This window comes from Streptomyces lasiicapitis (genome assembly GCF_014646335.1).
Classification (GTDB): Bacteria; Actinomycetota; Actinomycetes; order Streptomycetales; family Streptomycetaceae; genus Streptomyces; species Streptomyces lasiicapitis.
Map to the genome: position 1 here is coordinate 154959 of NZ_BMNG01000009.1, position 23838 is coordinate 178796.

Below are 23838 nucleotides of genomic sequence, written 5' to 3' on the forward strand. Positions count from 1 at the left end.
GGCTGTCTGGCCACCAGGACACCTCAACTGGCCACTGTGGCTTGAAAGATGAGGCTCATTGCGTGGGCCGTGCTCGCGTGGCGCGGACGCCGTCCGGCACCCCTCGCCCGACCGATCCGCGCCGCCTCCACACTTCCGACACGTCTTGGCTCGCTCAGCCTGGACACCGGGCGCTTCCGGTCCGTTGAATTCCTCGCAGGGCCGCCGCTCAACGACCTCGCGGTCCACTTCACTTCACCGGGGGATGGTCTCATTGCGCTCGTCAAGCGTTCGGGTCGGCAACGGCAGCACCCCCATCGGCACCCCGCTGCCCCACATGCGCGCCTACGTCCTCAACGCCTGGCTGAGCCCCGTTCCCACGGGTGTCATCGGTGAGTTGTACGTCGCGGGGCCGGTGGCCCGCGGCTACTACGAGCGCCCGGGGATGACCGGCGCCCGCTTCGTGGCCGACCCCTACGGCCCGCCCGGCGCGCGCATGTACCGCACCGGCGACCTCGCCCGCTGGAACCACGGCGGACACCTGGAGTGCGTGGGCCGCACCGACACCCAGGTCAAGATCCGCGGCATCCGCGTCGAACCCGGCGAGGTCGAAGCCGTCATCGCCACGCACCCCGACGTCGGCCGGGCGGCCGTCGTCGCCCGGGACCTGCCCACCGGGAAGCACCTGGTCGCCTACGCGGCAGGGGACGGCGTCGACGCCAAGGCCCTGCGCGCGTTCATGTCCGGCAAGCTGCCCGACGCCATGGTCCCGTCGGCCTTCGTGGTCCTGGACCGGCTCCCGCTGACCCCGAACGGCAAGCTGGACCGCGCCGCGCTGCCCGCACCGGAACTCGGCGCCGGCGCGGGCGAGTACCGGGCGCCGAGCACCCCGCGCGAAGAGGCGGTGTGCGCACTGTTCGCGGAGGTCCTGGGGGTGGAGCGGGTCGGCGTCGACGACGACTTCTTCGCGCTGGGCGGTCATTCGCTGCTCGTCGTGCGCCTGCTGGCCCGGGTGGACGCCGAATTCGGGGTACGCGTGGAGGTGCGGGACTTCTTCGGCGCCCCGAACTCCGCCGACCTCGCCGGGCTCGTCGAGAACGCGGCCGCGGGCCATGCGCCCGACGCCTCCGCCCTGGTGCCGCGCTCGGAGGCACGGCTCGCGCCCGACCTCCGCTTCCCCGACACCGGAGGCTTCGGCGCGCCGCCCCGGCACGTCCTGCTCACCGGCGCCACCGGATTCGTCGGCGCCTTCGTGCTGCGCGAGCTCCTCGCGCGGACCGACGCCGAGGTGCACTGCCTGGTACGCGCCCCGTCGGAGCAGGAAGGACGCGCACGCCTGCACGCCGTGCTCGACTCCTACGGCATCGACCCGGACATCGGCTCCGAGCGCGTGCACATCGTTCCCGGCGACCTCGGGCAGGACGGCCTCGGCATCGACCCGGCGCGCTGGGCCCGGCTGCGGGACGAGGCCGACACGATCGTCCACTCGGGCGCGTACGTACACCACTTGAGGTCGTACGAGGGGCTGAAGGCGGCCAACGTGGAGGGCACCCGGACCCTGCTGCGGCTCGCGGCCACGGGCAGGCCGAAGCGCTTCCACCACGTCTCCACGCTGGGCGTCTTCGGCCAGTCCGGCACACCGCGGCTGCTCACCGAGGACTCCCCGGCCGAGCAGGCGCGGCACACCTCCACCGACGGCTACACGGCGAGCAAGTGGGTCGCCGACCTGATGGTGCAGGAGGCCATCGCCCGCGGCGCGACCGCCCGCGTGTACCGGCTCGGCCGGATCTGGGCGGAGTCGCAGCACGGCGCCATCAACCCGGACGACATGCTGTGCCGCCTGCTGGCAAGCTGCGCCGCCCTCGGCTGCCACCCGGAGGGCGCTTCGCTGCGCGCCGAACTGCTGCCCGCCGACGTCGCGGCCCGCGCCCTGGTGGCCCTCGCCCTCGACGACGGCCCGGACACCGCCGCCGTACACCATCTGCACCACCCCCGGCCGACCAGCGGGAGCGCGTTCCTGCGGGTCCTCGACGAGCGGCGCGGCACCCGGTCGGAGCCGATGGGGCTCGGCGCGTGGTTGCGCCGCCTCAGGCAGGCGGGCGAGGCCGGGCGCGACCTCCCGTTCCTGCCGTACCTGGACGTGTTCCGGCAGATCGAGGACGGCCCAGGCGACACGGCCGACGGACCCTCCGACACGTACCGCAACGAGCGGACCCTGCGCTCCCTGGAGCGGCTCGGCGTGACCGTCCCCGAGGTCGACACCCGGATGATCCAGGACTTCTGGAAGCACCTGGAGACCATCGGCGAGATCGACTGACGGGCCGCACGGGGGCGGCCCGGTCGTGATCGTTTCGGGCTCGTGAACAACTCCCGTACATACATGGACAGTTCACGGAGTCCGCTCTAGCTTCGCCCCCATGCCACGCCTTACCCGAAGTAACCGCGGCCGAGCCCTCGGACTCTGCCTCGCCCTGACGGTCGCCGTGCTGCCGGCCCTCGCCGCCCCGGCGCACGCCGACGAGATCCCCAAGGCCCCGGGCCACCGCCTCGTCGAGCAGTACGCGGGCGCCCCCGCCCCCGCCCGCCCCGTCCCCGGCGACCCGCCGCCCCAGCACCCCCACCTCGCCGCGAACGGCCGCAGCGGCATGCACGCCGACGCGGCGGGCAGCGGAACGTACCCCTGGAACGGCCCGCTCGGGAACAAGCCGCAGGTGACCAGCGAGAAGATGGCCGCGCTCGGCGGCGAGTGCGCGACCGTCACCTTCGACCGGGACGGCCGCATCGTCACCGTCTGCGGCACCTTCACGGGCTTCCTGGTGAAGCTGCTCGACCCGCGGACCCTGCGCACCCTGGCGGAGTACAAGCTTCCGCAGCGCCCGTCCACCGTCGAGGCCATCACCCGGCTCGACTTCTCGAAGATCTTCAAGGACACGTCGGGCGGCGCCTATTCGTACCTGGACGACAAGGACCGGCTCGTGCTCGCCGACTCGCGCCAGCACGTGGTGCGGCTCGCGCACGAGCAGGCGGCCGACGGCACCTGGCGGTTCGTCGTCGAGGACGACTGGGACCTGACCGGGCAGGTCCCGCACGACTGCGTGTCGTGGACGAACCTCTACCCGAGCGGGGAGTGCGACCCGGTCACGTCCGTCATGCCCGACTGGGACGGGCGGATCTGGTGGGTGACCCGGCAGGGCCGCGTCGGCACCGTCGACCCGGAGTCGGGGGACATCCGCTCGACAAGGCTCGCCGGTGAGGAGATCCAGAACTCGTTCTCGGTCGCCGAGGACGGCGTCTCCATCGTCTCCGACCACGCCCTGTACAGCTTCGAGGCCGCCGCCGACGGCACCCCCGAGGTCGTCTGGCGCCAGACCTACGACCGCGGCACCGGCACCAAACCCGGCTCCGTGAACCAGGGTTCGGGCACCACCCCCGACCTGTTCGGCGCCGAGGAGAACTACGTCGCCATCACCGACAACGCCGACGACCGCATGAACGTCCTCGTCTACCGCCGCGACCCCGGCGTACCCGAGAGCCGTCGCCTGGTCTGCAAGGTCCCCGTGTTCGGCTCCGGCGCGTCCACCACCGACAACTCCCTGATCAGCCACGGCAACAGCCTCGTCGTGGAGAACAACTACGGCTACGAGAACATCACTTCGCTCACCTTCGGCCGCAGTGTCGTCGGCGGGGTCAGCCGGATCGACGTACGCGAGGACGGCAGCGGCTGCGACACCGTGTGGCAGAGCGCCGTACGCTCCCCGTCGACCGTCCCCAAGCTGTCGACCGCCAACGGGCTGCTGTACTTCTACACCAAGGAACCCAACCGCCTCGGCATCGACGCCTGGTACCTGACCGCGGTCGACTTCCGCACCGGCGAGCCCCGCTGGAAGCGGCTCACCGGCACGGGCGTCGCGTACGACAACAACTGGGCGCCCGTCACGCTCGGCCCGGACGGCACGGCGTACGTCGGGGTCTTCAACGGCCTCGTGGCGGTGCGGGACGAGGGCGACTGACCGCGGGCCGGGCTACGTGCGGGAGAACACCGCGATGCCGTTGGGGACCGGGCGTTCCGCGCCGCCGCTCGGGTGGTTGCGCACCGAGACCGCGGGCGCGCCCGGTTCCCTCGCGGCCAGCGTGCTGGAGCCGCCGCCGTCCAGGCTGAAGCCGTCGTCGGCGCCGAGCGCGCGCAGCGACGCGGCGACCTCGGCGATGGTCAGGCCGGTGCGGTACTCGGGGGCGCCGTCCAGGGCGAGCAGGTAGAGGCGCTTGCCGTCGGCGGAGATCCCGGCGGCGGTGCGCACCGCGGCGACCCTGTCGTCGAGGCCGGGCAGCGGCGCGCCGTCGCGCAGCAGCGGATAGCCGCCGAGCGCGAAGAGGTACGGCACGCCGGACGAGGACGCCACGAGCCGGTGTCGGACGCCCACCCGATCGCCGGCCGACAGCTTGCGCAGCGCCTGCGCGCCCGCCTCGCGGCCGACGAGGACCGTGGTGCCCTCGGCGATGGGGCCGCGGCCAGGCGTGTCGGCCTGCCCGACGACCCGGCCGTGACGCACCGTCACCTCGTAGGTGTCGGTGCTGCACGGCGCGCCGCGGTCGGTGTCCGTGCCGCAGGTGGCGCGCACCCGTGAGGTGGTGCCCCAGGTGCTTGTGAACGCGCCGATCGAGCCCTCGGCGAGCGCGTACTGGTTGAGGCCGCGCAGCGGCAGCCGGCCCTCGCGGGTGCGCACCTGGCCGTCGAGGGTCATGCGGTCGAGGCGGGCCCTGCGGTCGATGCCCACGCCCAGGACGTCCTCGGTGGTGGTGCCGGGCGGCAGCGCGGGCCCGAAGCGCTGGCCGTTGGGGACGGCGGCCTTCAGGTCGCGGCCGGCGGCGACGGCCGGGCCGACGGGCGCGCCGGTCGCCTCGACGCCGGGGTGCTGGGTCTCCGTGATGTTGAAGAAGTCGCCGTTGACGCCGCCGACCGCGCCCGCTCCGTCGGCCATCGCGGACACGGTCTGCCGGGCCCCGACCGCGCCCGGGTGGAGCAGGCCGAGGCGGACCCGCGGGTCGCGCAGGTTCACGTCCAGGACGTGCGCGTGGGCGGTGCCGTTCGCCGACGGGACGTCGAAGTCCCGGTACGTGACGCCGGGCGCGATCAGGGTGCCCGGATCGGGGGCGCCCGACGTGCCGCTGGCCGGTGCCGCTCCCGTGAGGGCGGCACCGGCCAGCGTGGTCAGTACGGTGAGGACGGCGAGCGCGCCTCTTCGGCCCGCGTCGCGTCGTCTTGTGGCTCTGGGCCGTCCGCTCATGGCCCCGAGCCGTCCGTCTGCGGCTTTGAGCCGTCCGCCGTACCGTCCAACACGCTGCGTACGTCGCGTCACAGGTCCCCCTCGGGTCGGCGCCGGGCTTTCCAACTGTCCCAAGACCATGAGGAGTTGAACAGACGGCGGTGGCTAGGTCCCGACGAGCCGGGAACGGATGAGGAAACGCACCCCTTCGGGTGCCTCCAGGGAGAAGCCGCTGCCGCGGCCCGCCACCACATCGACGATGAGCCGCGTGTGGCTCCACACCTCGAACTGGCTCTTGGACATCCAGAACCGTACTGGCTCCGCCACCCCCGCCACGTCGAGCGACGCGAGCAGCACGTCGGAGTCACCCGTGCGGAACTCCCCGTCGGGGTAGCACATGGGCGCGCTGCCGTCGCAGCAGCCGCCGGACTGATGGAACATCAGCGGACCGTGGGCCTCCCGCAGTCGCCGCAGCAGCTCGGCGGCGGCGGGCGTCAGCTCCACGCGTGGCGTATCGGCCATGAGTCCTCGAATCTCCCGTCCGTACGCGAGTCGTGCCTGCGCCGTCCAGTGAAGTGCCCACGACGTTGCGAAGGGGTTGCAGCACCGGTCGGAGGCCGTCGGCCGCACGTCACTTCGGCTTGCGGGGCGGTGCGAGCTGGTCCTTGACGTGGGGCGGGACGACGTCGGCGGGGACGAGGGCAGGGCCAGGCCCCGCCCCGACCTCAGCCGATGGGTTCGCGCATCTCCTCGCGCACCTTCAGCGTCGTCCGCGCGACCTCCTCCAGGTCGACGTCGTCGGGGTCCTGCTTCACGGTCTCGGCGGTGACCACGCCGACAGCCGCGCCGGTGTTGTCGTCGGCCCAGGCGCACAGCGGGACGTTGCTCGTGGTGCCGCCCTGGCTGGAGGTCAGGACCTGGCAGCGCAGGGTGAGGCCGGAGCCCTTCGGGGTGATGTCGCGCGCGGGGACGGCGACGGTGGCGCCGTCCCCCTCGGCGGCGCCGTCCATCAGGTCGGCGCGTGCCTTGGCGGGGTCCTTGAAGCGCCCGTACATGCCGGACACGACCAGCGCGCTGGTCGCGTCCTCGCCCTGCCCCGCGTACTGGGCCACGACGGCCTTGGGGTCACGGATGTTGGCCCGGCTCTTGTTCTCCTCGACGATCTTCTTGCCGGAGGTCTCGGACAGGTCCTGCGTCAGCTTGTACGTCCCGTCGACCAGTTTGTCCTGCACGGTCATCCGGTACTTCGCCTCGGGGAACCCGCTGTCCGAGCTCGCGCCGAGCGCGGCGAGCCCGGCGACGACGAGGACGCCCGCGCCCACGACGGCGCCGACGATGCCGATGATCTTGCCGGTGTTGCGCCGGGGCGGAGGCGGGGCCCCGTAGGGGGCACCCCAGGGCGCGGGGCCGCCCGGACCCTGGGGGTAGGGCGGTTGCTGCCCGTACGGAGCTCCCTGCTGCTGCGGAAACTGCGGGTACTGCGGCTGGGCGTACGGCGGTTGCGGAGGCTGCTGCCCGTAGGGCGCAGGACCGAACCCTCCCGGGGGCGACGGCGGCGGCGTGGACATGCCGACACGCTACGTCACACTTGCGACGCGCGATCACCCGGCCCGGGATCGGCCCCGGCCTGCGCCGGGTCGGCGGGCGTCGGGCCGCGGTCCTCGCGGTCCTCGACGTGGGCGCCGTCGGCCGCGAGGCTGCCGAGCAGCGTGAGCGCCTGCTCGGAGGCGCTGCCCGGGGCGGCCTGGTAGACGACCAGCTGCTGGCCCGGGGCGCTGTTGACGGTCAGCGACTCGTAGTCCAGGGTCAGCTCCCCGACGAGGGGGTGCCGGAAGCGTTTGCTGTCGTGCGTCTTGCGGCGCACGTCGTGGCGCGCCCACAGGCGGCGGAACTCCGGGCTCCGTAGCGACAGTTCACCGACCGTCCGCACCAGCGCCGGGTCGTCGTGCCCGCCGCCGTCCGCCGGACGCAGCCCGGCCACGGTGTTCGCCGCCACCTGCTCCCAGTCCGGGTAGAAGTCGCGTGCGTCCGGGTCGAGGAACACCATGCGCAGCAGATCGCCGCTGTAGGCGTGGCCCGCGAACAGGGCCTGCCCCAGCGTGTTGTGTGCCAGCACCCTCAGGCCGCTCCCCAGGACCACGGCCGGGGTGCGGTGCCAGTCCGTCACCATGCGCAGCAGCGTCGGACTGACCTGCTCGTGCGCGGCCGGCGACCGGGACGGTGCCGGGTGCGGGCGGGCAAGGCGCCAGAGATGCTCCGCGGCGTCCGGCTCCAGTTCCAGGGCCCGCGCGAGCGCCTCGACGACCTGCGCCGACGGGTGCCGCTCCCGGCCCTGCTCCATACGTACGTAATAGTCGTGGCTGACGTCGGCAAGGGCCGCGACCTCCTCCCGGCGCAGCCCCGGCACCCGCCGCCGGCCCGACACCACGAGGCCGATGTCCTCGGGCCGCAGCAGGGTCCGGCGGGCGCGCAGAAACTCCCCGAGCGGGTTCTCGCTGTCCATGACCACCACGGTAGGCACGGGGGAGGGCGGCGGGAAAGGCGGGAAGGTGGCCGCGGTACTCCTACCCTCGCGGTCACGGACCGCGATCAGGTGATCAGGTCCGGTCGCGGGTGACCCCGTTCCCGCCGTGGGGCGACCCGCGGAACGACAAGCGACGACAAGCGACGACAAGGTGCGGGTTGTTGTTGTCATATGCCGGGCGGTGCTCGCGCCGGACGGCATCCTGCCCGGGTGGGCGTACAGGATGTGCACACCGCCTTCACGGCGCTGGGTGCGGTGTTCTCAGGGGTGGCGGCACTCGCCGCGGTCATGGTGGCGCGCTGGCAGACCACGTTCGGCCGCCTCGTCGCGCAGGAGTCGGTGCGCGCGCAGGCCGCCGTGGAGCGGGAACTGCGCATCGAGGCGCAGCGCTGCGAGGCGTGGACGGCGTTCCTGCGGGCCTCGGACGCGTTCGCCGACGCGGTGTGGCGGCTCGGCGAGATGGAACCGCGGTCCCGCGCCGAGACGCTGCGGGCCAGGAGCGAGGCGTTGACGGAGTCGTGCTCCGGGCTGCGGGTACTGGGACCGGACGAGGTCGTCCAGCACGCGGACGCCGTTCGTGAGCGGTGCGCGCGCATGGAGCGGTACGCGATCCGGCGGGCCGAGGTGCGGCACGCGCTGCTCGCCCTGAGGCGGGGCTGGTGCCCGGGGAACGCCGAGCACTGCGAGGACGACGCCCACAACCGGGCCTGGGTGGCGCACGAGATGCTCGAAGGCTGGGGCGAGAGGGACGAGGACGACAGGCCGGACGACCTGGACTTCCTGGAGTACCTGATCCGGGGCAGCGGCGTGTTGACGGGCAACGGCGCGCCGACGGCGAGCGACACACTGACCGAGGACGACCTCCACCGCCTCCTCGCCGTCGCCCGCACCCCGGTGTCCTGGGACCTCCTGGCCGCCGAGGACCGCTGGCTGCGGCCGCGCACCGGCTTCTACGAGGAACGCGGCGCCTTCATCAGCTCGATACGTGACTTCCTGGCCGACAGCGGCAGGGCGGGCGCGGGGGGTGTCGGGCGCGGGTGAGCGTGGGGGACTCCGGCCGGGCGGCACCCGCGCGCCCTAGGCTTCCCTCCGGCACCCGCCCCATCCTCCGGACCTCAGGAGCGCACCCCGTGTTCGACGCCGTACCCGAGAACCCGTACCCCGACGGTTCGCGAGCCGACGAGGCGCCCGTTCCGCACGCCCTCCTCGCGCCCGTGCTCGGGCTCCTGGGCACCTGGCGGGGCCGGGGGCGCGGCGAATACCCCACGCTGGCCGAGGACTTCACGTACGCCCAAGAGGTCACCTTCAGTCACGACGGGCGGCCCTTCCTGCGCTACGAGGCGCGGGCCTGGCTGCTCGGGGCCGACGACGCGCCGCTGCGGCCGTCGGCGCGGGAGAGCGGCTGGTGGCGGCTGCAGCCCGACGGCCGGGTGGAGGCGCTGATCACCCAGCCGACGGGCATCGCGGAGGTCCTGGTGGGCCGCGCGGACGGCGGCACCGTCGACCTCGCCACCCACGAAGTGGCCCGCACCCCCACCGCCAAGGAGGTCGACGCCACCCGCCGCCGCTACACCCTGGCCGACGACACGCTCACGTACGTCCACGACCTCGCGGCCGTCGGCCAGGTGTTGCAGCACCACCTCCGGGCGGAGCTGCGGCGCGACAAGGAGTAGGACCTCAGCTGCCGTAGCGCAGAGCGATCGTGTCGCCGAGGTTGATCACCTTGTTGCGCGCGGCGGCACCGGCCGAACCGCCGTCGACGGCCGCCTTCCAGGTCGAACCGCCGCTGTTGGCCTTGCCGTTGAGGGACGTGATGGTGCCCGTGCCACTGCCCGGCGTGACGGAGGTGACGCAGCCCGCGGGGGCGGCCGAGGTGCCCGCCGCGTCCAGGACCGCGCCGAGCGTGGTGGTCGCGGCGGTCGGCGTGAACGTCACGGAGCAGACCTTCAGCGAAGTGCCGTCGTCGACCGTCAGGGCCAGGCCGGCCTGAGTGCCCGGAGTGAAGCCGGAGGTCGCCACCCAGCGCGGCGCGCCCGCGGTGACCGGGGTCGGCGGCGCCGCGGCGAAGCCGCCCCCGGCCACGGCGCGCAGGCCGTCGATGGAGGCGTACGCGGACGGAGTGGTGTCGGTGGGCAGGTACTTGAAGCCGCCGCCCGGCTTGAACTGCTGGGCGATCAGGAAGTCCACCGGCGTCTTGCCCGCGCGGGTCAGGAAGTCGCCCGTCTGCGGGTTGATGCCGCAGGCGTTCAGGCCGGAGACCGCCCAGCCGTTGGAGTCGGTGTTGGGGCCGAACATGGCGTTGAAGGCACCCGTGTTGTTGATGAGCTTCGACTTGAGGAAGGCCTTGGCCTTGGTGATGGCGGGGTCGGTCGCGGGCACCCCGGACACGCACAGGGAGGCCATCGCGGCGCCCGTCATGTCGATGTCGCCGGGCTTGGCGAGCTGCGCGGGATCGCCCTCGGCCTTGGCGAAGTCCCAGCCGCCGTCGGTGTGCTGGTTGGCGCGGACCGTGGCGACCGACTTGTCGAGGAGCGCCTGCGGCACCCGCTGCGCCCCTGCCTGCGTCTTGGCGCCGCCCAGCGAGAGCAGCGCGAACACCGTGCCGTTGAAGTTGGACGGCGAACCCCAGTAGCCCGGCGCGGAGTTCTGCCAGTGCGCGTACGTGTCCGCGATCAGGTTGCGGCCGGCCGAGACGCGGGCCGGGTCGATGCCCGCGGAGTACGCGTTGATGATGCCGCGCTCGTAGTCCGTGACCACCGGCGAGGTGCCCGGCCAGCCCGGCGCCGCCAGGTGGTTGCGGTACACGGTGCGGGCGTTCTTGGAGGTGTCGCCGCCCGGCGTGACGTCGACGGCAGCGGTGCCCGCGGCGGCGAACGCGGAGAACGCCCACTCGTTGGACAGGCCCGCGCCCGCGTACGAGCCGTCGGCGCCCTGCAGGGATCTGAGGTAACTCGCGCCGTTCGTCTTGGACGTGGCTATCTGGCCGGGCGTCGCGGTGGCCGAGGCGGGCAGCGCCGTGAGGACGAGGGCGCCGAGCGCGACGGGCGCCACGACAAGGGCGCGGCGGGTGCGGCGGGCGGCGCGGGCGCTGCGGGCCGCGAGGGCGGAGTTCGCGACGGGGCTTGAGGTCGCGGCGGGGCTGGGTGTCATGGCGGGGGCTCCCGGGGAAAGGGGGCGGCGGCCTCACGTCCCCCCGCGGCCGGTCCCCAACTGTGCGAACCCGAGCCGGACGACACGCGGCCGTCGCCCGAGCGCGTGGGTTCGACGTCCGTTGCTGCGTGCCGCCTGGGCATTCGGGCTCGGCCCGGCTCCCCGCCGGTCCACACCGCTGCGCGTCAGCTCTGGATTCGCACCAGATTCCCCCACTCGGCAGCACAGGACGGTACTCGAAGCACACAGAACCCGCACACCCTTGCCCTTTCATTCGCAACTGTGCTCTAATTCGGCCGATTCCAAGCTCAGTTACCAGGGGAAGCCGGTCGAAGTCCGGCGCTGACCCGCAACCGTAGGCTCGCCGAGCAGCACCAACGCCCGGCGGGCGAGCCGGATTACCTGGCCTGAGACAAGCACTGACGCCGTCGCGGACTACGGCGTGGTTCGGACGGTCACCCGACGCGGGCTCTCGCCCCGGGGCCTTCGATCACGTGGACTCCGCCGCGGATGAGGCCCAGGGGGCAGTGGTGGGGCACGGAACAGAACCGGGCCGGGGCAAGGGAAGAAGCCTCGGACGGGGCATACGCGCGCGCTGCGTCGCGCTGCTGTGCGCGGCCGCGACGACCGTGGGCGGCGGCGTGCTGCTCCTCGGCCAGGCCACCCCCGCCGCGGCCGACCCCATCGGCTCCTGCACCGCCACCAAGGGCGCGATCGTCGCGGTGGACTTCGGCGACTGGGGCGGCGGCGTGGTCCGCGGCTGCGACGCCACCCCGACCACCGGCTACGACCTGCTGCACGAGGCCGGCTTCAGCACCAAGGGCACCGAGCACGACGGCGACGCCTTCATCTGCCGCCTCGGGCACGCCGAGTTCGACTCCGGCAAGCAGTACCCGACGCCGGACAAGGAGGCGTGCAAGCTCACGCCGCCCGCCACGGCCTACTGGTCGTACTGGATCGCCCCGCGCGGCCAGGACCACTGGACGTACAGCCCGCTCGGCGCCATGAGCCAGAAGCCGACGAAGGGCTCCGTCGAGGCCTGGGTGTTCGGCGGCACCGACGTGGGCGGCACCACCGGCAAGCCCACCTTCACGCCCGCCGAGGTCCGCGCGGGCGGCGGCACCGACCCCGGCGAGCAGCCGCCCGTCGTCAAGCCCGGCAAGGTCGACCTGGCCGCCACGCACAAATGGCTCAAGGGCAGGCTCACCGGCGGCGACCACATCGCCCGCGAGGAGCAGCCCGACCACCAGGCGACGGCCCAGACCGCCCTGGCGCTCGCGGCCGCCGGAGGCAGAAGCGCCACGCTCGACAAGGTGAAGACCTATCTGGCCCACCACGTCGAAGAGGCCGCCTACCCGCAGGGCACCGACAAGGCCCCGAGCCCGGCGGGCGCGGCCCTCGTGTCCCTGGTCGCCGCGAGCACCGAGGGCGACCCGCGCTCCTTCGGCGGCCACGACGTCGCCGGAGACCTCGCCAAGAGCGTCTGTACGCAAGGGGGTACGCCCGACTGCGGAGTCAAGGGCGACTTCCCCGGCGTGGGCGACGTGGAGACCCAGGCCCTGGCCGTGCTCGCCCTGCGCCGCGCGGGCGTACGCGTCCCCGCCGACGCCGTCGCGCGCCTCGCCGCCCACCAGTGCGAGGACGGCGGCTTCAGCCCGACCCTCATCGGTGACGGCACGACCTGCGTGCACAGCGACCGTGCCACCACGCCCTACGCGACCATGGCCCTGAAGCTGGCGGGCGGTCACAAGGACGCCGTGGCGCGGGCCCGCAAGACCCTCCGCAAGTCCCAGCTCCCGACCGGCGGCTTCGGCGCGTACCCGGGCATGACCACCGGCGACATCATCGTCACCGGCCGCTCCGCCCAGGCGCTGCGGCTGCTCGGCGACGCGGCGTACGCGGACGCGGCGGCCTCCTGGCTGTCGCGGCAGCAGACGAAGGCGGGCGGCTTCGGCTTCGACGAGGGCGCCACCGACCCGGAGATCTACCCGACCTGGTCCGCCGCCGTCGCCGGAGCGCGCACCAGCCTGGGCAAGCTCACCACGAAGCCGTCCCGGCCCGAGCCGCCGGTCGACCCGACCGATCCCCCCGGCCCCGATCCCACGGACCCGCCGGAACCCACCAACCCGCCGACCACAGCACCGAAGCCCCCGTGGGCCGCGGGCGAGGGCCCGAACCTGAAGAAGGGCACCGCCTATCTCACAGCCCGCTCCCGGCTGAAGCGCGGCGACTACTACGAGAACGTCTCCGGCACGGGCTTCGCCGACTACGGCCTGACCATCGACGGCGCGTACGCGCTCGCGGCCACCGGCACCGACAACGACGCCCTGCGCGGCATCGTCGACTTCCTCGACGGCAAGGGCAAGGACGGCTCCACCCCGGGCCGTACGGTCAACGACTGGACGGGCGTGGGCACTTCGCACGCCGCGGGCGGATCGATCGGCAAGGTCGCGGTGCTCGCCCAGGCCGTCGGCCGCGACCCGCGCGACTTCGCGGGCCACGACCTGATCGCGGCGCTGAAGAAGTCCGTGTGCAAGGTCAAGAGCCAGGGAGCCGACCGCAGCTGCGCCGCCAAGGGCGCCTACCGGTACGCCCCTTCGGTGTTCTCGCAGTCCCTCGCGGTCATCGCGCAACTGCGGGCGGGCCAGAAGACGGCGGCCGCGGCCCCGGTCACGTACCTGCGGAGCCTGCAGAAGTCCACGGGCGCCTGGCCGAGCCTCATCCCGCCGACCGGCGACTCCGAGGTGGACTCCACCGCGATGGCCGCCATGGCCCTGAAGCTGGACAAGAGCCCCAAGTCCGAGAAGGCCGTCGCCAAGGCCCTCAAGTGGATCGCCTCCAAGCAGCTCCGCGGCGGCGGGTTCCCCGGCGCGTCCGGCAACTCCGTCAACTCCGCGGCCCTCGCCGTCCAGGGCCTGTCCCTGGACGCCCCGAAGTACCGGACGCAGATCAAGAAGGCCCGCAAGTTCCTGGCCGGCCAGCAGAACTCCGACGGCGGCTTCAACGTGGCGGCCAGTGGCCAGCGCGGCTCCGACGTGCGCGCCTCGACGCAGGCGCTCGGCGGCGCGATCGGCACGTCGTTCGGCACCCTCGTACGGGACTTGGACGGGACGAAGCCGCAGCCGCCGACCAACCCGGCGGGCGGGCCCGGTGGGTCCGGCGGGTCCGGGGGCTCGCCGAACGGCGGCGGCGCTCCCGACATCGTCACGCCCGGCGACGGCGGCTCCGCCGCCGGTGACACGCCGACCGGGCCGCTCGCCTCAACAGGTGTCCAGGTGGGCGGACTTGCCCTGGCCGCCGTCGCGCTGTGCTTCGCGGGCTGGCGCACCCTCGCCGTCGCCCGCCGCCGTACCGCCGTGGGAGGCCGCCCGTGATCGCCCGCATCCTGCGCGGCTCCGCGGGCGCGGCCGGGGCCCTCGCCCTGGCCGTGGGCACCCTGGGCGTCGCCACCGGTCCGGCCGCCGCCGCGCCGCAGCCCATGGGGCAGTGCACCACCCGCTCCGGCGCGGTGCTCGCGGTCGACTTCAGCGACTGGGGCGGGCCGATCATGCGGTCCTGCGGCACCACGCCCACCACCGGCTACGAACTCCTCAACCAGGGCGGCTGGCGCACCACGGGCACCGGCCACGACGGCCCGGCGTTCATCTGCCGGATCGGCTACAGCGGCTACAAGGGCGGCAAGCAGTTCCCGACGGCCGGGCAGGACGACTGCGTCCTCACCCCGCCCGCCACCGCCTACTGGTCGTACTGGCACGCCGACCCCGGCGCGAACACCTGGCAGTACAGCCAGCTCGGCGCGATGCTCTACAAGCCCAAGCCGGGCAGCGTCGACCTGTGGATCTTCGGCGGCACGAACATCGAGGGCACCAAGGGCCGCCCCACCATCAGCCCCAACCAGTTGCGGGCCCACAACTCCCGTCCCACCGGCGGCAGCAGGCCCCGTACACCGGACGGCACGAAGACCGCGAAGCCGCTGCCGCCCGGCACCGACACCGGTCCCGCCCCCGAGCGGCCCGTCACGGAACGCCCGGCCCCCAAGCCGAAGCGCGACAAGGACAAGCCCAAGCGCAAGCCCAAGGCCAAGTCCTCGCCTTCGCCCAGCAAGAAGCCGTCGGCCTCGCCAAGCACCAGCCCCGGTACGGGTGCGAAGGCCGCGCCCCGGCCGTCCACCAAGGTCGTGGACGCGGCCCCGGCCGCGGACGCCGCCCACGACCCCGGGTCGTGGGCACCGGCGGTGCTCACCGGCGCCCTCGTCCTGTTCGTCGGGGGCGCGGGCGTGTACGCGGCCAGGCGCCGCCGCCGCGCGGAGTAGGGGTGCCGCCGAGAACCGCCGCCGCGCGCACGTCCGTCGGCGGTCCCCTGCCGAGTGGCGCCCTCACGGGCGCGGACGAGCGCCGCCTGCCGCGCACCCTGCACCCGCTGGCCTGGTGGATCTGGGCGCTCGCGCTCGCCACCGCCGTCAGCCGCACCAACAACCCGCTGCTGCTCTTCCTCGTCCTCGCCGTCCTCGGCTACGTGATCGGCATGCGCCGCACGGAGGCGCCCTGGGCACGCGGCTTCAAGTACTACCTGTACCTGGCGCTCTCCGTGGTCGCGATCCGCGTCGTCTTCCGGGCGATCTTCGCCTCCGGAGTCACACCCCACGACCACTTCCTCTTCTCCCTGCCGCACATCCCCACCCCTGACTGGTACGCGGGCATCCAACTCGGCGGCCCGGTCTCCCTCGAGGCCCTGCTCTCGGCCGCCGTCGACGGCCTGCGGCTCGCCTGCATGCTGTGCTGCGTCGGCGCGGCCAACACCCTCGCCAACCCCAAGCGGGCACTGCGCATCCTGCCGGGAGCGCTGTACGAGCTCGGCGTCGCCGTCACCGTGTCGATCAGCGTCGCCCCGCAACTCGTGCAGAGCGTCCAGCGCGTGCACCGCGCCCGGCGGCTGCGCGCGGGCCGCACCAAGGGGCTGCGGGCGCTGCGCGGCATCGTCGTACCCGTCCTGGAGGACGCCCTGGAACGCTCGCTGCGGCTGGCCGCCGCCATGGACTCGCGCGGCTACGGCAGGGCCGGACGCGCGACGAAGACCTCACGGCGGCTGACCGGCGCGCTGATGCTGCTCGGCATGTGCGGGCTGTGCGCCGGGGCGTACGGACTGCTCGACGCCAGTACGCCCAAGTTCCTCGGGCTGCCCGCGCTCGCCGTCGGCGCGCTGCTGTGCGTGGCCGGGCTCCGGCTCGGCGGGCGGCGGATCACCCGGACCGCGTACCGGCCCGACCCCTGGCGGTTCGAGGAGTGGGCGGTGGCGGCCTGCGGCGTGCTCTCGGCCACGCTCCTGTTCACCAACGTGGGCTTCGACGCCGCCGAACTCAACCCGTCCATCTACCCGTTGAGCTGGCCCACGCTGCCGCTGGTCCCCACCGCGGCGATCCTGCTCGCGGGCGCCGCCGGGTTCCTGGCGCCGCCGCCCCTGCCCGTCAAGCGCCCCGAGAAAGCCGCCAAGTGATCACCTTCGACCACGTCACCGTCCAGTACGACGACACCGTCGAACCCGTCCTGACCGACGTCGACCTCACGGTGGAGGAGGGCGAACTCTGCCTCGTCGTCGGCCACACCGGCGTCGGCAAGTCCACACTCCTCGGCGCCGTCAACGGCCTCGTCCCGCACTTCACCGGCGGCACCCTCTACGGCACCGTGACCGTCGACGGCCGCGACACCGCGGGGCACCCGCCGCGCGAACTCGCCGACGTCGTGGGCGTCGTCGGCCAGGACCCCCTCGACGGCTTCGTCACCGACACCGTCGAAGAGGAACTCGCGTACGCCATGGAGCAGTTGGCGGTCCCGCCCGCCACCATGCGCAAGCGCGTCGAGGAGACCCTCGACCTGCTCGGCCTCGCCGACCTGCGCCACCGGTCGCTGCACGAGCTGTCCGGCGGCCAGCAGCAGCGCGTCGCGATCGGCTCCGTCCTCACCGCCCACCCCCGCGTCCTGGTCCTCGACGAGCCCACCTCCGCGCTCGACCCCACCGCCGCCGAGGAGGTCCTCGCCGCCATCACCCGGCTCGTGCACGATCTCGGCGTCACCGTGCTGCTCGCCGAACACCGCCTGGAGCGCGTCGTGCAGTACGCCGACCGGGTGCTGCACCTGCCGGGCGACGGCCACGTCGTCTCCGGACCGCCCGCCGAGATCTTCCGTACGACGACCATCGCGCCGCCGGTCGTGGAGCTGGGCCGCCGCGCGGACTGGACGCCGCTGCCCCTGTCGGTGCGCGACGCCCGCCGCGCCGCCGCCCCGCTGCGCACCCGCCTCACCGGGGCGCCGATCCCGTCCGCCCGGCCGCCCGTTCCCTCGGCCGGGCAGCCCCGGCTGCTCGACGCGCACGGCGTGAGCGTCCGCTACCGGGGGCAGGCCGTGCCCGCCGTGCGGGAGGCCGACGTGGAGCTGCGCGGCGGCGAGACCACCGCGCTGATGGGGCGCAACGGCTCCGGCAAGTCGTCGCTGCTGTGGGCGCTGCAGGGGTCGGGGGCGCGTACGGACGGGACGGTGCGGGTGGTGCCGTGGGGTGCGGCGGGTGCGGGGGCGGCGAAGGGTTCCCGGGACCCGGGCGACGTGTCCGCCACCGAGGCGCGGCGCCTCGTCGGCCTCGTCCCGCAGACGCCGACGGACCTGCTCTACCTGGAGAGCGTGCGGCAGGAACTCGCCCAGGCCGACGCCGAGTCGGCCGTCGAGGGCGGCCCGCCCGCCCGCGAGATCCTGGACCGCCTCGCCCCCGGCATCGACGGCGCCACCCACCCCCGCGACCTCTCCGAGGGCCAGAAGCTCGCCCTGGTCCTCGCGATCCAGCTCGCCGCCGCGCCCGGCGTGGTCCTCCTCGACGAGCCGACCCGCGGCCTCGACTACCGCGCCAAGGCCCAACTGACCGCCATACTCGACGGGTTGGCCGCCGAGGGGCGCGCCGTCGTGGTGTCCACGCACGACGTGGAGTTCGTCGCCCGCACCGCCGACCGCGTGGTGGTGATGGCCGAGGGCGAGATCGTCGCGGACGGCCCGGCCGCCGATGTGATCGTGGCCTCACCGGTGTTCGCGCCGCAGGTCGCCAAGGTCCTCGCGCCGCTGCCGTATCTGACGGTGGAGCAGGCTTCGGAGGGGCTCGCGGCTGCGGGCACGGCGCTCGGGGTGGCGGCCGACGGGAGTGGTGGGCGGTGAGGTGGCGACCGACCGGGGACAGCGCGCGGCCGCAGGCCACTGCGCTCGCGCAGCCGCGCACCACCGCCATCCGGATCACTCCCCGCGCAGCGGTCGTGATCGCGATGGCCGCCTTCCTGGGCGTGGTGGCCTTCTTCTGGCCGTTCGTCGTCGCTCCCGGCACCTTCGGCTCCACGTACGCGCCGCTCTGCATCTTCGGCGTGCTGCTGGTGCTCGTCCTGTGCGTGGTGATCTCGGAGATCGCCGAGGGCGGCATCAACTCCAAGGCGCTCGCCATGCTCGGCGTGCTGTCCGCCGTGAACGCCGCGATCCGCCCGCTCGGCGCGGGCACGGCCGGCATCGAGACCGTCTTCTTCATCCTCGTGCTCGCCGGCCGGGTCTACGGGCCCGGCTTCGGGTTCACGCTCGGCTGTACGTCGCTGTTCGCCTCCGCCCTGATCACGGGCGGCGTGGGGCCGTGGATGCCCTACCAGATGTTCGGCTGCGCCTTCGTGGGCATGCTCGCGGGGCTCCTGCCGCGTGCCACCGGACGGCTCGAAGTGCTGATGCTCGCGGTGTACGGATCGCTGTCCGGCTATCTCTTCGGGTTCCTGCTGAACCTCTCCTTCTGGCCTTTCTCCCTCGACCCGAACAGCTCCCTCGCCTACCTCCCAGGGCTGCCCTTCACCGAGCAGTGGCAGCGCTACATCGCCTTCGACCTCGCCACGTCCCTGGGCTGGGACACGGGGCGGGCGGTCACGAACTTCGTGTGCGTCATGCTCGCGGGTCCCGCTGTGCTCACGGTCCTCAGGCGCGCGGCCCGCAAGGCCCGTTTCCAGGCGCCGGTCAGGTTCGCGGCGCCGCAGCCACGCCGTCCGGACGCGGGCGAGCCGGCCGACGATCGCTGAACGACCTCCTGGCTAAATAGAACGTTCGATCTACAGTCGAGGTATGCGCATCGTCTCCCTGCTCCCCGCGGCCACCGACATCGTGGCCGAACTCGGCCTGACGGCGGACCTGGTGGGCCGCACCCACGAGTGCGACTGGCCGCCCGCCGAGGTGGCCGCCGTGCCCGTGGTCACCTCGGCCGCCTTCACCTCGGACGCGCTCAGCAGCCGGGAGATCTCCGCGGCCGTCGGCGGCGGCACCCACAACGGGTCCTCGCTGTACGCCCTCGACGTCCCGGCGCTGTCCCGTCTCGCCCCCGACGTGGTGCTCACCCAGGACCTGTGCGACGTGTGCGCGGTGTCGTACGGCAGCGTCACGCGGGCCGTGCGCGTGCTGGACGGCGACGGGCCCCGGGTGCTCAGCCTGGAGCCGCGCCGCCTCGACGACGTACTGGACTGCCTCGTACGCGTGGGTGACCTGCTGGGCGTCGGCGCGGTCGCGCGCGAACGCCGGGAGGCGCTGCGGCGGCGGCTCGCGGCCGTACGACGGCTGACGGAGGGACGGCCGCGCCCCCGTACGGTCGCCATCGAATGGCTCGACCCGCTGTGGCCCGCCGGGCACTGGGTCCCCGAGCAGATCACCACAGCAGGCGGCGAACCCCTCCTCGCGGCCCCCGGCGAGCACACCGAGCCGATGGACTGGCAGGCCGTGCGCGCCGCCCGCCCGGACGTCGTGCTGCTGCTGCCGTGCGGCTTCGCCCCCGAACGCACCCTGCGCGAGCGCGACCTCCTCGAAGCGCTGCCCGGCTGGGCGGATCTGCCCGCTGTCCGCGCGGGACAGGTCTGGGTCCTGGACGGCCCGGCGTACTTCAACCGGCCGGGGCCGCGAGTCGTACGGGGCGCGGAGGTGCTCGCCCATGTCCTGCACGGGGTGACGGCGGGGGAGCCCGTACGGGACGGGGAGGCCCGCCGCCTCACCGCGCGGACGTAGCCGCCCTCAGGACGGCACGGGGCGCAGGCGCACCGGCAGTTCCGCGTGCCCGTTGGAGATGAAGGACGCCAGGGGGCGGAGTTCGTCGGCGGGGACGGCGAGTTCGAGCGCGGGGAAGCGGTCGAAGAGGGCGCGTACGGCCGTGGCGACTTCGAGGCGGGCCAGGGCGGAGCCCAGGCAGAAGTGCGCGCCGTGACCGAACGCCAGGTGGTCCTTGAGCGTGCGCGTGACGTCGAAGGTGTCGGCGGTCGGGCCGTGCCAGTCGGGGTGGCGGTTGGCGGCGGCGTAGGAGGCGAGGACGGCTTCCCCGGCGGCGATGGTGACGCCGCCCGGCAGCTTGATGTCGGTGAGGGCGTACCGCAGGGGGAGATGGGCGACGGCCGGCTCGTGCCGCAGGGTCTCCTCGACGAGGTCGGACCAGTCGGCGCGCCCGGCGCGGACGTGGTCGAGCTGGCCGGGCTGGGTGAGCAGGGCGGTGACGGCCTGGTCGATGACGTTGACCGTGGTCTCGTAGCCCGCGCTGATCATCAGCAGCAGGGTGTCGCGGAGTTCGGTGGCGGACAGGCGGCTGCCGTCGCCCTCCTCGTCGCGGGCGGCGATGAGCAGCGAGGTCATGTCGTCGCCGGGCTCGGCCCGCTTCGTCGCGATCAGCTCGCCCAGGGCCTCGTAGAGCCTGCCCGTGTTGGCGTTTGCCTCCTCGCCGGTGAGGGTGGTGTCGAAGACGGCGTCGACCAGGGCGCGCAAACCGGCGCGCTGCGGCGCGGGGACGCCCATGAGGTGGCCGATGACCGCGATCGGCAGCGGGTAGGCGAGGCGCTCGCGCAGATCGACGACCGCGCCTTCGGGCACCGTCGCCAGCTCGTCCATGAAGCCGGTGACGATGTCCTCGACGACCGGCTTCAGGTCGTTCACCCGGCGGGCGCTGAAGGCGGGCGCGACCATGCGCCGCAGCCGCCGGTGCTCGGCGCCGTACGCGGTGAACATGTTCTCCACCGCGACCCACAGCGCGAGCGGCCAGACCGGCACTTTCTTGTCGAACTCGGGCCAGTGGGCGCGGGCGTCCTTGGACACGTCGGGGCTGCCCAGGAGCTGCTTGAGCACGACGGGGTCCGTCACGGCCCACGCGGTCACGCCGAGTATGTCGACGAGGACCGCCGGTCCGTGGTCGCGCAGCCGCCGGTCCTCGTCGTGGCGCCGGACACCGCTGGGATCGAGCACGATCGGCCGGGATGTCATGCCGGTCTCCTTGAGTCGAGTCGAGTCGAGGGAAACGGGTGGTGCTGGGCATGGCAGAGCGGGGTGGTCCTGGTTCGCCGTACAACCTTTCGGTATCAGCGAGGGTCAAGTGACATGAAACGACGGTGAATTCCAGTGGGACATTCAGCCGTCGCCCTCCCTGAGCGAAGGAACCACGGAAGTCTATGTCGCGTGCAAGCCGTCGAGTCCGTCTCACCGCACCTCTGTTCGCCACCTTCCTGCTGACGGGCGGGTTCACCGCCTGGTCGCTCGGGCAGGGCCAGGCCGAGGCCGCCACCCCCGCCGCCCCTGAGGCCGCCGCGAAGGCGACCGACGACTTCAACGGCGACGGCTACGCCGACCTGGTCGCAGGAGCCCCCGGAGGCACCGTCTCCGGCAAGAAGAAGGCCGGGTACGTGGCCGTGACGTACGGCTCCAAGAACGGCCTCGACCCCGCCCGGAAGAAGATCGTCAGCCGCTCCACCAGCGGCGTGCCCGGCGCGGCCACCACCAAGCAGGAGTTCGGCCGCTGGGTCACCAAGGGCGACCTGGACAAGGACGGCTACACCGACCTCGTCATCGGCTCCGACGGCGTGGTCGAGCCCGGCGGCTCGGTGATCCTGTGGGGTTCCAAGGACGGCCTCACCGGCGGCACCAAGATCTCCACCTTCGGCTTCGCGCCGCAGGCCGGGGACTTCGACGGCGACGGCACCACCGACCTGGCCCTGTTCGCCAAGGTGCGCTATCACGGCGACGACCCGGTCGACCAGCAGGCCCGCCTGTGGAAGGGCCCCATCTCCCGCACCGGCAAGCCCACCGACACCCTCGACTTCATGGACAAGTCGCAGTGGTGGAGCTACAGCAGCGACGAGCGCCCCGACCTCAACTGCTCGCCGCTGCCGGACCTCCCCGAGAGCTGCATCGACGGCCCGCGCTCCGTGAAGGGCCCGGTCGTGCCGCAGGCCGTCGGCGACATCAACGGCGACGGCCGCGCCGACATCGCCATGAACGACTACTCCGGCGACGGCTCGTGGGGCAACAGCGTCCTGTACGGCTCGCCCACCGGCTTCAAGCGCGGCGACGCCCAGGGCGACGGCTCCATGGCCCTCGGTGACGTCAACGGCGACCACTACGACGACCTCGTCGTCGGCGACAGCGAGGACGAGTCCCGGGTCACGGTCTCCTACGGCTCGAAGGACGGCCTGAAGCTGGGCGAGGGCGAGGTCCAGAAGTTCAACCAGGACCTGCCCGGCGTGCCCGGCGCCGACGAGGAAGGCGACGGCTTCGGCGCGTCCGTGGCCGTGGGCGACGTGAACCGCGACGGCTTCGCGGACATCGCGGTCGGCGCCCCCGGCGAGGACGTGGGCAGCGTCGCCGACGCGGGCTCCGTCACCCTCGTCCGCGGCAGCGCGTCCGGCGTGACCGGCACCGGCGCGCAGGTCTTCCACCAGAACACGGCGGACGTTCCCGGAGTCGCCGAGAAGGGCGACCAGTTCGGGGCCGCGGCGGCGCTGCTCGATGTCACCGGTGACGGCCGCCGCGACCTCGCGGTCTCCTCCGTCCACGAGAACGCCGACGCGGGCGCCCTGTGGTCGCTGCGCGGCACCTCCACGGGCCTGACCGCCAAGGACTCCGTGGCCTTCGGCCCGAAGGACCTCGGGGCGCCGAACACGGCGGCGCTGTTCGGCAGCACGCTGCGCTAGTCGCTAGTCGCTAGTCGCTAGTCGCTAGTCGCTGGGCGCTGGTCGGCGCTGGGCGCCCGGCGCCGGGCCAGTACGGGGCGAGGACGGATCGCGCGGCGCACGCCGCCCGCCGATCCGTCCTCGCCCCGCGACCTCATTGACGTGTGCCCGCCAGCTCCTTAGCGTGCTGTCCCCCGGTCGGCGACGGACCAGGAGCGGACAGCTTGAGTCTCATCGAACAGGAACAACCCCTGCTCGACGCGTTACGGGCGCAGGACCGAGCGGCCCTCCTCGCGCTGGGCGTCCGGCGTGACTACGAGGGCGGCGACGTGCTCCTGCCCGAACGCGCCACCACTTCGTACGTCGTCGCGATCCTCCGTGGCTGGGCGGTGGTCTCCGTGGAGACCGAGCGCGGCCAGCGCCTCATCCTCGCCCTGCGCGGCGCCGGAGAACTGGTCGGCGAACTCGCGGCCGTGGACCGCAGGCCCCGCAGCGCCACGGTGACGGCCCTCGGACCCGTGGCCGCCGTGGTGATCCCCGGCGACCGCTTCCGCGGATTCCTCGGGTCCAACCCCGCGGCCAGCGCGCTTGTGCTCAAGCAGCTCAGCTCCCGGCTGCGCAGCTCCGACGGCGAACGCCGCTCGCTGGCCTCGGAGAACGTACTGCAACGCCTCGCGGCTCGCCTCGTGGAACTGGCCGACCGCACCGGCCGCCGCAACCCCGACGGCAGCGTGACCATCGACCTTCCGCTGCCCCAGCACGACCTCGCCGCCTCCGTCGGATCGACCCGCGAGGCCGTCGCCAAGGCCCTGCGGCTCCTGCGCGAGCAGGGCATCGTGCGCACCGCCACCAAACGCCTCGTCGTCACCGACGCGGAGCCGCTGCGCCTGCTCGCGGGAGACGGTCCCGCGACCGCGCGGCCGGGTGTGTAAACGGCTACATACGCCGCGGCC

Annotated in this window: 18 protein-coding genes and 2 riboswitches; of the genes, 12 read left to right on the forward strand and 6 right to left on the reverse strand. The window is 73.4% G+C overall.

All coding sequences use genetic code 11. The features are described 5' to 3' along the window. The first annotated feature begins 253 nt into the window (after positions 1 to 253). Positions 254 to 2296, forward strand: a complete 2043-nt coding sequence (locus IEY91_RS42510; protein ID WP_306309906.1) for a thioester reductase domain-containing protein — start codon at positions 254 to 256, stop codon at positions 2294 to 2296. 100 nt (positions 2297 to 2396) lie between these two features. Next, positions 2397 to 3989, forward strand: coding sequence for a hypothetical protein (locus IEY91_RS21120; protein ID WP_189175225.1), 1593 nt, complete (start codon positions 2397 to 2399; stop codon positions 3987 to 3989). A 12-nt stretch (positions 3990 to 4001) separates the two neighbouring features. Here IEY91_RS21120 and IEY91_RS21125 read toward each other — a convergent pair whose 3' ends face one another. The 4 genes from IEY91_RS21125 to IEY91_RS21140 all read right to left on the reverse strand — a co-directional run bounded on the left by IEY91_RS21125 (position 4002) and on the right by IEY91_RS21140 (position 7746). Beyond that, positions 4002 to 5264: a phosphodiester glycosidase family protein gene (locus IEY91_RS21125; RefSeq protein WP_189175226.1), complete on the reverse strand. Its 1263-nt coding sequence runs from the start codon at positions 5262 to 5264 to the stop codon at positions 4002 to 4004. Positions 5265 to 5408: 144 nt separating this feature from the next. After that, positions 5409 to 5765: a DUF779 domain-containing protein gene (locus IEY91_RS21130; RefSeq protein WP_164317702.1), complete on the reverse strand. Its 357-nt coding sequence runs from the start codon at positions 5763 to 5765 to the stop codon at positions 5409 to 5411. Between the two features lie 203 nt (positions 5766 to 5968). Next, the gene (locus tag IEY91_RS21135; protein ID WP_189175227.1) at positions 5969 to 6811 is read right to left on the reverse strand and encodes a hypothetical protein; all 843 of its coding nucleotides are present in this window, start codon (positions 6809 to 6811) and stop codon (positions 5969 to 5971) included. A gap of 14 nt (positions 6812 to 6825) precedes the next feature. Continuing rightward, the gene (locus IEY91_RS21140; RefSeq protein WP_189175228.1) at positions 6826 to 7746 is read right to left on the reverse strand and encodes a helix-turn-helix domain-containing protein; all 921 of its coding nucleotides are present in this window, start codon (positions 7744 to 7746) and stop codon (positions 6826 to 6828) included. A gap of 231 nt (positions 7747 to 7977) precedes the next feature. On the opposite strand from IEY91_RS21140, the gene IEY91_RS21145 reads away from it, so the two are divergent. Both IEY91_RS21145 and IEY91_RS21150 read left to right on the forward strand, forming a co-directional pair. Continuing rightward, positions 7978 to 8808, forward strand: a complete 831-nt coding sequence (locus tag IEY91_RS21145; RefSeq protein WP_164317696.1) for a hypothetical protein — start codon at positions 7978 to 7980, stop codon at positions 8806 to 8808. An 89-nt stretch (positions 8809 to 8897) separates the two neighbouring features. Then, on the forward strand, positions 8898 to 9440 hold the full coding sequence (locus IEY91_RS21150) for a heme-binding beta-barrel domain-containing protein (protein ID WP_164317694.1): 543 nt from the start codon (positions 8898 to 8900) through the stop codon (positions 9438 to 9440). Positions 9441 to 9444: 4 nt separating this feature from the next. On the opposite strand, the gene IEY91_RS21155 is transcribed toward IEY91_RS21150, so the two are convergent. Beyond that, positions 9445 to 10917 carry a prenyltransferase/squalene oxidase repeat-containing protein gene (locus IEY91_RS21155; RefSeq protein WP_229697125.1) on the reverse strand — a complete coding sequence of 491 codons (1473 nt, stop codon included), beginning with the start codon at positions 10915 to 10917 and terminating at the stop codon, positions 9445 to 9447. 137 nt (positions 10918 to 11054) lie between these two features. Then, positions 11055 to 11130: riboswitch (cobalamin riboswitch) on the reverse strand. A gap of 75 nt (positions 11131 to 11205) precedes the next feature. Continuing rightward, positions 11206 to 11341, forward strand: a riboswitch (cobalamin riboswitch). A gap of 106 nt (positions 11342 to 11447) precedes the next feature. On the opposite strand from IEY91_RS21155, the gene IEY91_RS21160 reads away from it, so the two are divergent. From IEY91_RS21160 to IEY91_RS21185, 6 genes are all read left to right on the forward strand, one after another. Then, a complete protein-coding gene (locus IEY91_RS21160; RefSeq protein WP_373287988.1) occupies positions 11448 to 14291 on the forward strand; it encodes a prenyltransferase/squalene oxidase repeat-containing protein in 2844 nt (947 codons plus the stop codon). Continuing rightward, positions 14288 to 15229, forward strand: coding sequence for a hypothetical protein (locus IEY91_RS21165; protein WP_189175229.1), 942 nt, complete (start codon positions 14288 to 14290; stop codon positions 15227 to 15229). Before IEY91_RS21160 ends, IEY91_RS21165 begins: the two co-directional genes overlap by 4 nt. A gap of 47 nt (positions 15230 to 15276) precedes the next feature. Further along, entirely contained in the window at positions 15277 to 16410 is a 1134-nt protein-coding gene (locus tag IEY91_RS21170) for an energy-coupling factor transporter transmembrane component T (RefSeq protein WP_164327963.1), read from the forward strand. Further along, on the forward strand, positions 16407 to 18110 hold the full coding sequence (locus IEY91_RS21175) for an ABC transporter ATP-binding protein (RefSeq protein WP_189175230.1): 1704 nt from the start codon (positions 16407 to 16409) through the stop codon (positions 18108 to 18110). Before IEY91_RS21170 ends, IEY91_RS21175 begins: the two co-directional genes overlap by 4 nt. Before the next feature lie 104 nt (positions 18111 to 18214). Further along, positions 18215 to 18997: an ECF transporter S component gene (locus tag IEY91_RS21180; RefSeq protein ID WP_229697141.1), complete on the forward strand. Its 783-nt coding sequence runs from the start codon at positions 18215 to 18217 to the stop codon at positions 18995 to 18997. A 43-nt stretch (positions 18998 to 19040) separates the two neighbouring features. Further along, the gene (locus IEY91_RS21185) at positions 19041 to 19967 is read left to right on the forward strand and encodes an ABC transporter substrate-binding protein (protein ID WP_189175231.1); all 927 of its coding nucleotides are present in this window, start codon (positions 19041 to 19043) and stop codon (positions 19965 to 19967) included. A gap of 6 nt (positions 19968 to 19973) precedes the next feature. Here the strand turns inward: IEY91_RS21185 and IEY91_RS21190 are convergent, their stop codons facing one another. After that, on the reverse strand, positions 19974 to 21203 hold the full coding sequence (locus IEY91_RS21190) for a cytochrome P450 family protein (protein WP_164317686.1): 1230 nt from the start codon (positions 21201 to 21203) through the stop codon (positions 19974 to 19976). Between the two features lie 185 nt (positions 21204 to 21388). Here IEY91_RS21190 and IEY91_RS21195 point away from each other — a divergent pair, with 185 nt between their 5' ends. Beyond that, positions 21389 to 22906, forward strand: a complete 1518-nt coding sequence (locus tag IEY91_RS21195; RefSeq protein WP_189175232.1) for an FG-GAP-like repeat-containing protein — start codon at positions 21389 to 21391, stop codon at positions 22904 to 22906. Positions 22907 to 23109: 203 nt separating this feature from the next. Beyond that, positions 23110 to 23817 carry a Crp/Fnr family transcriptional regulator gene (locus tag IEY91_RS21200; RefSeq protein WP_189175233.1) on the forward strand — a complete coding sequence of 236 codons (708 nt, stop codon included), beginning with the start codon at positions 23110 to 23112 and terminating at the stop codon, positions 23815 to 23817. Positions 23818 to 23838: the final 21 nt, after the last annotated feature.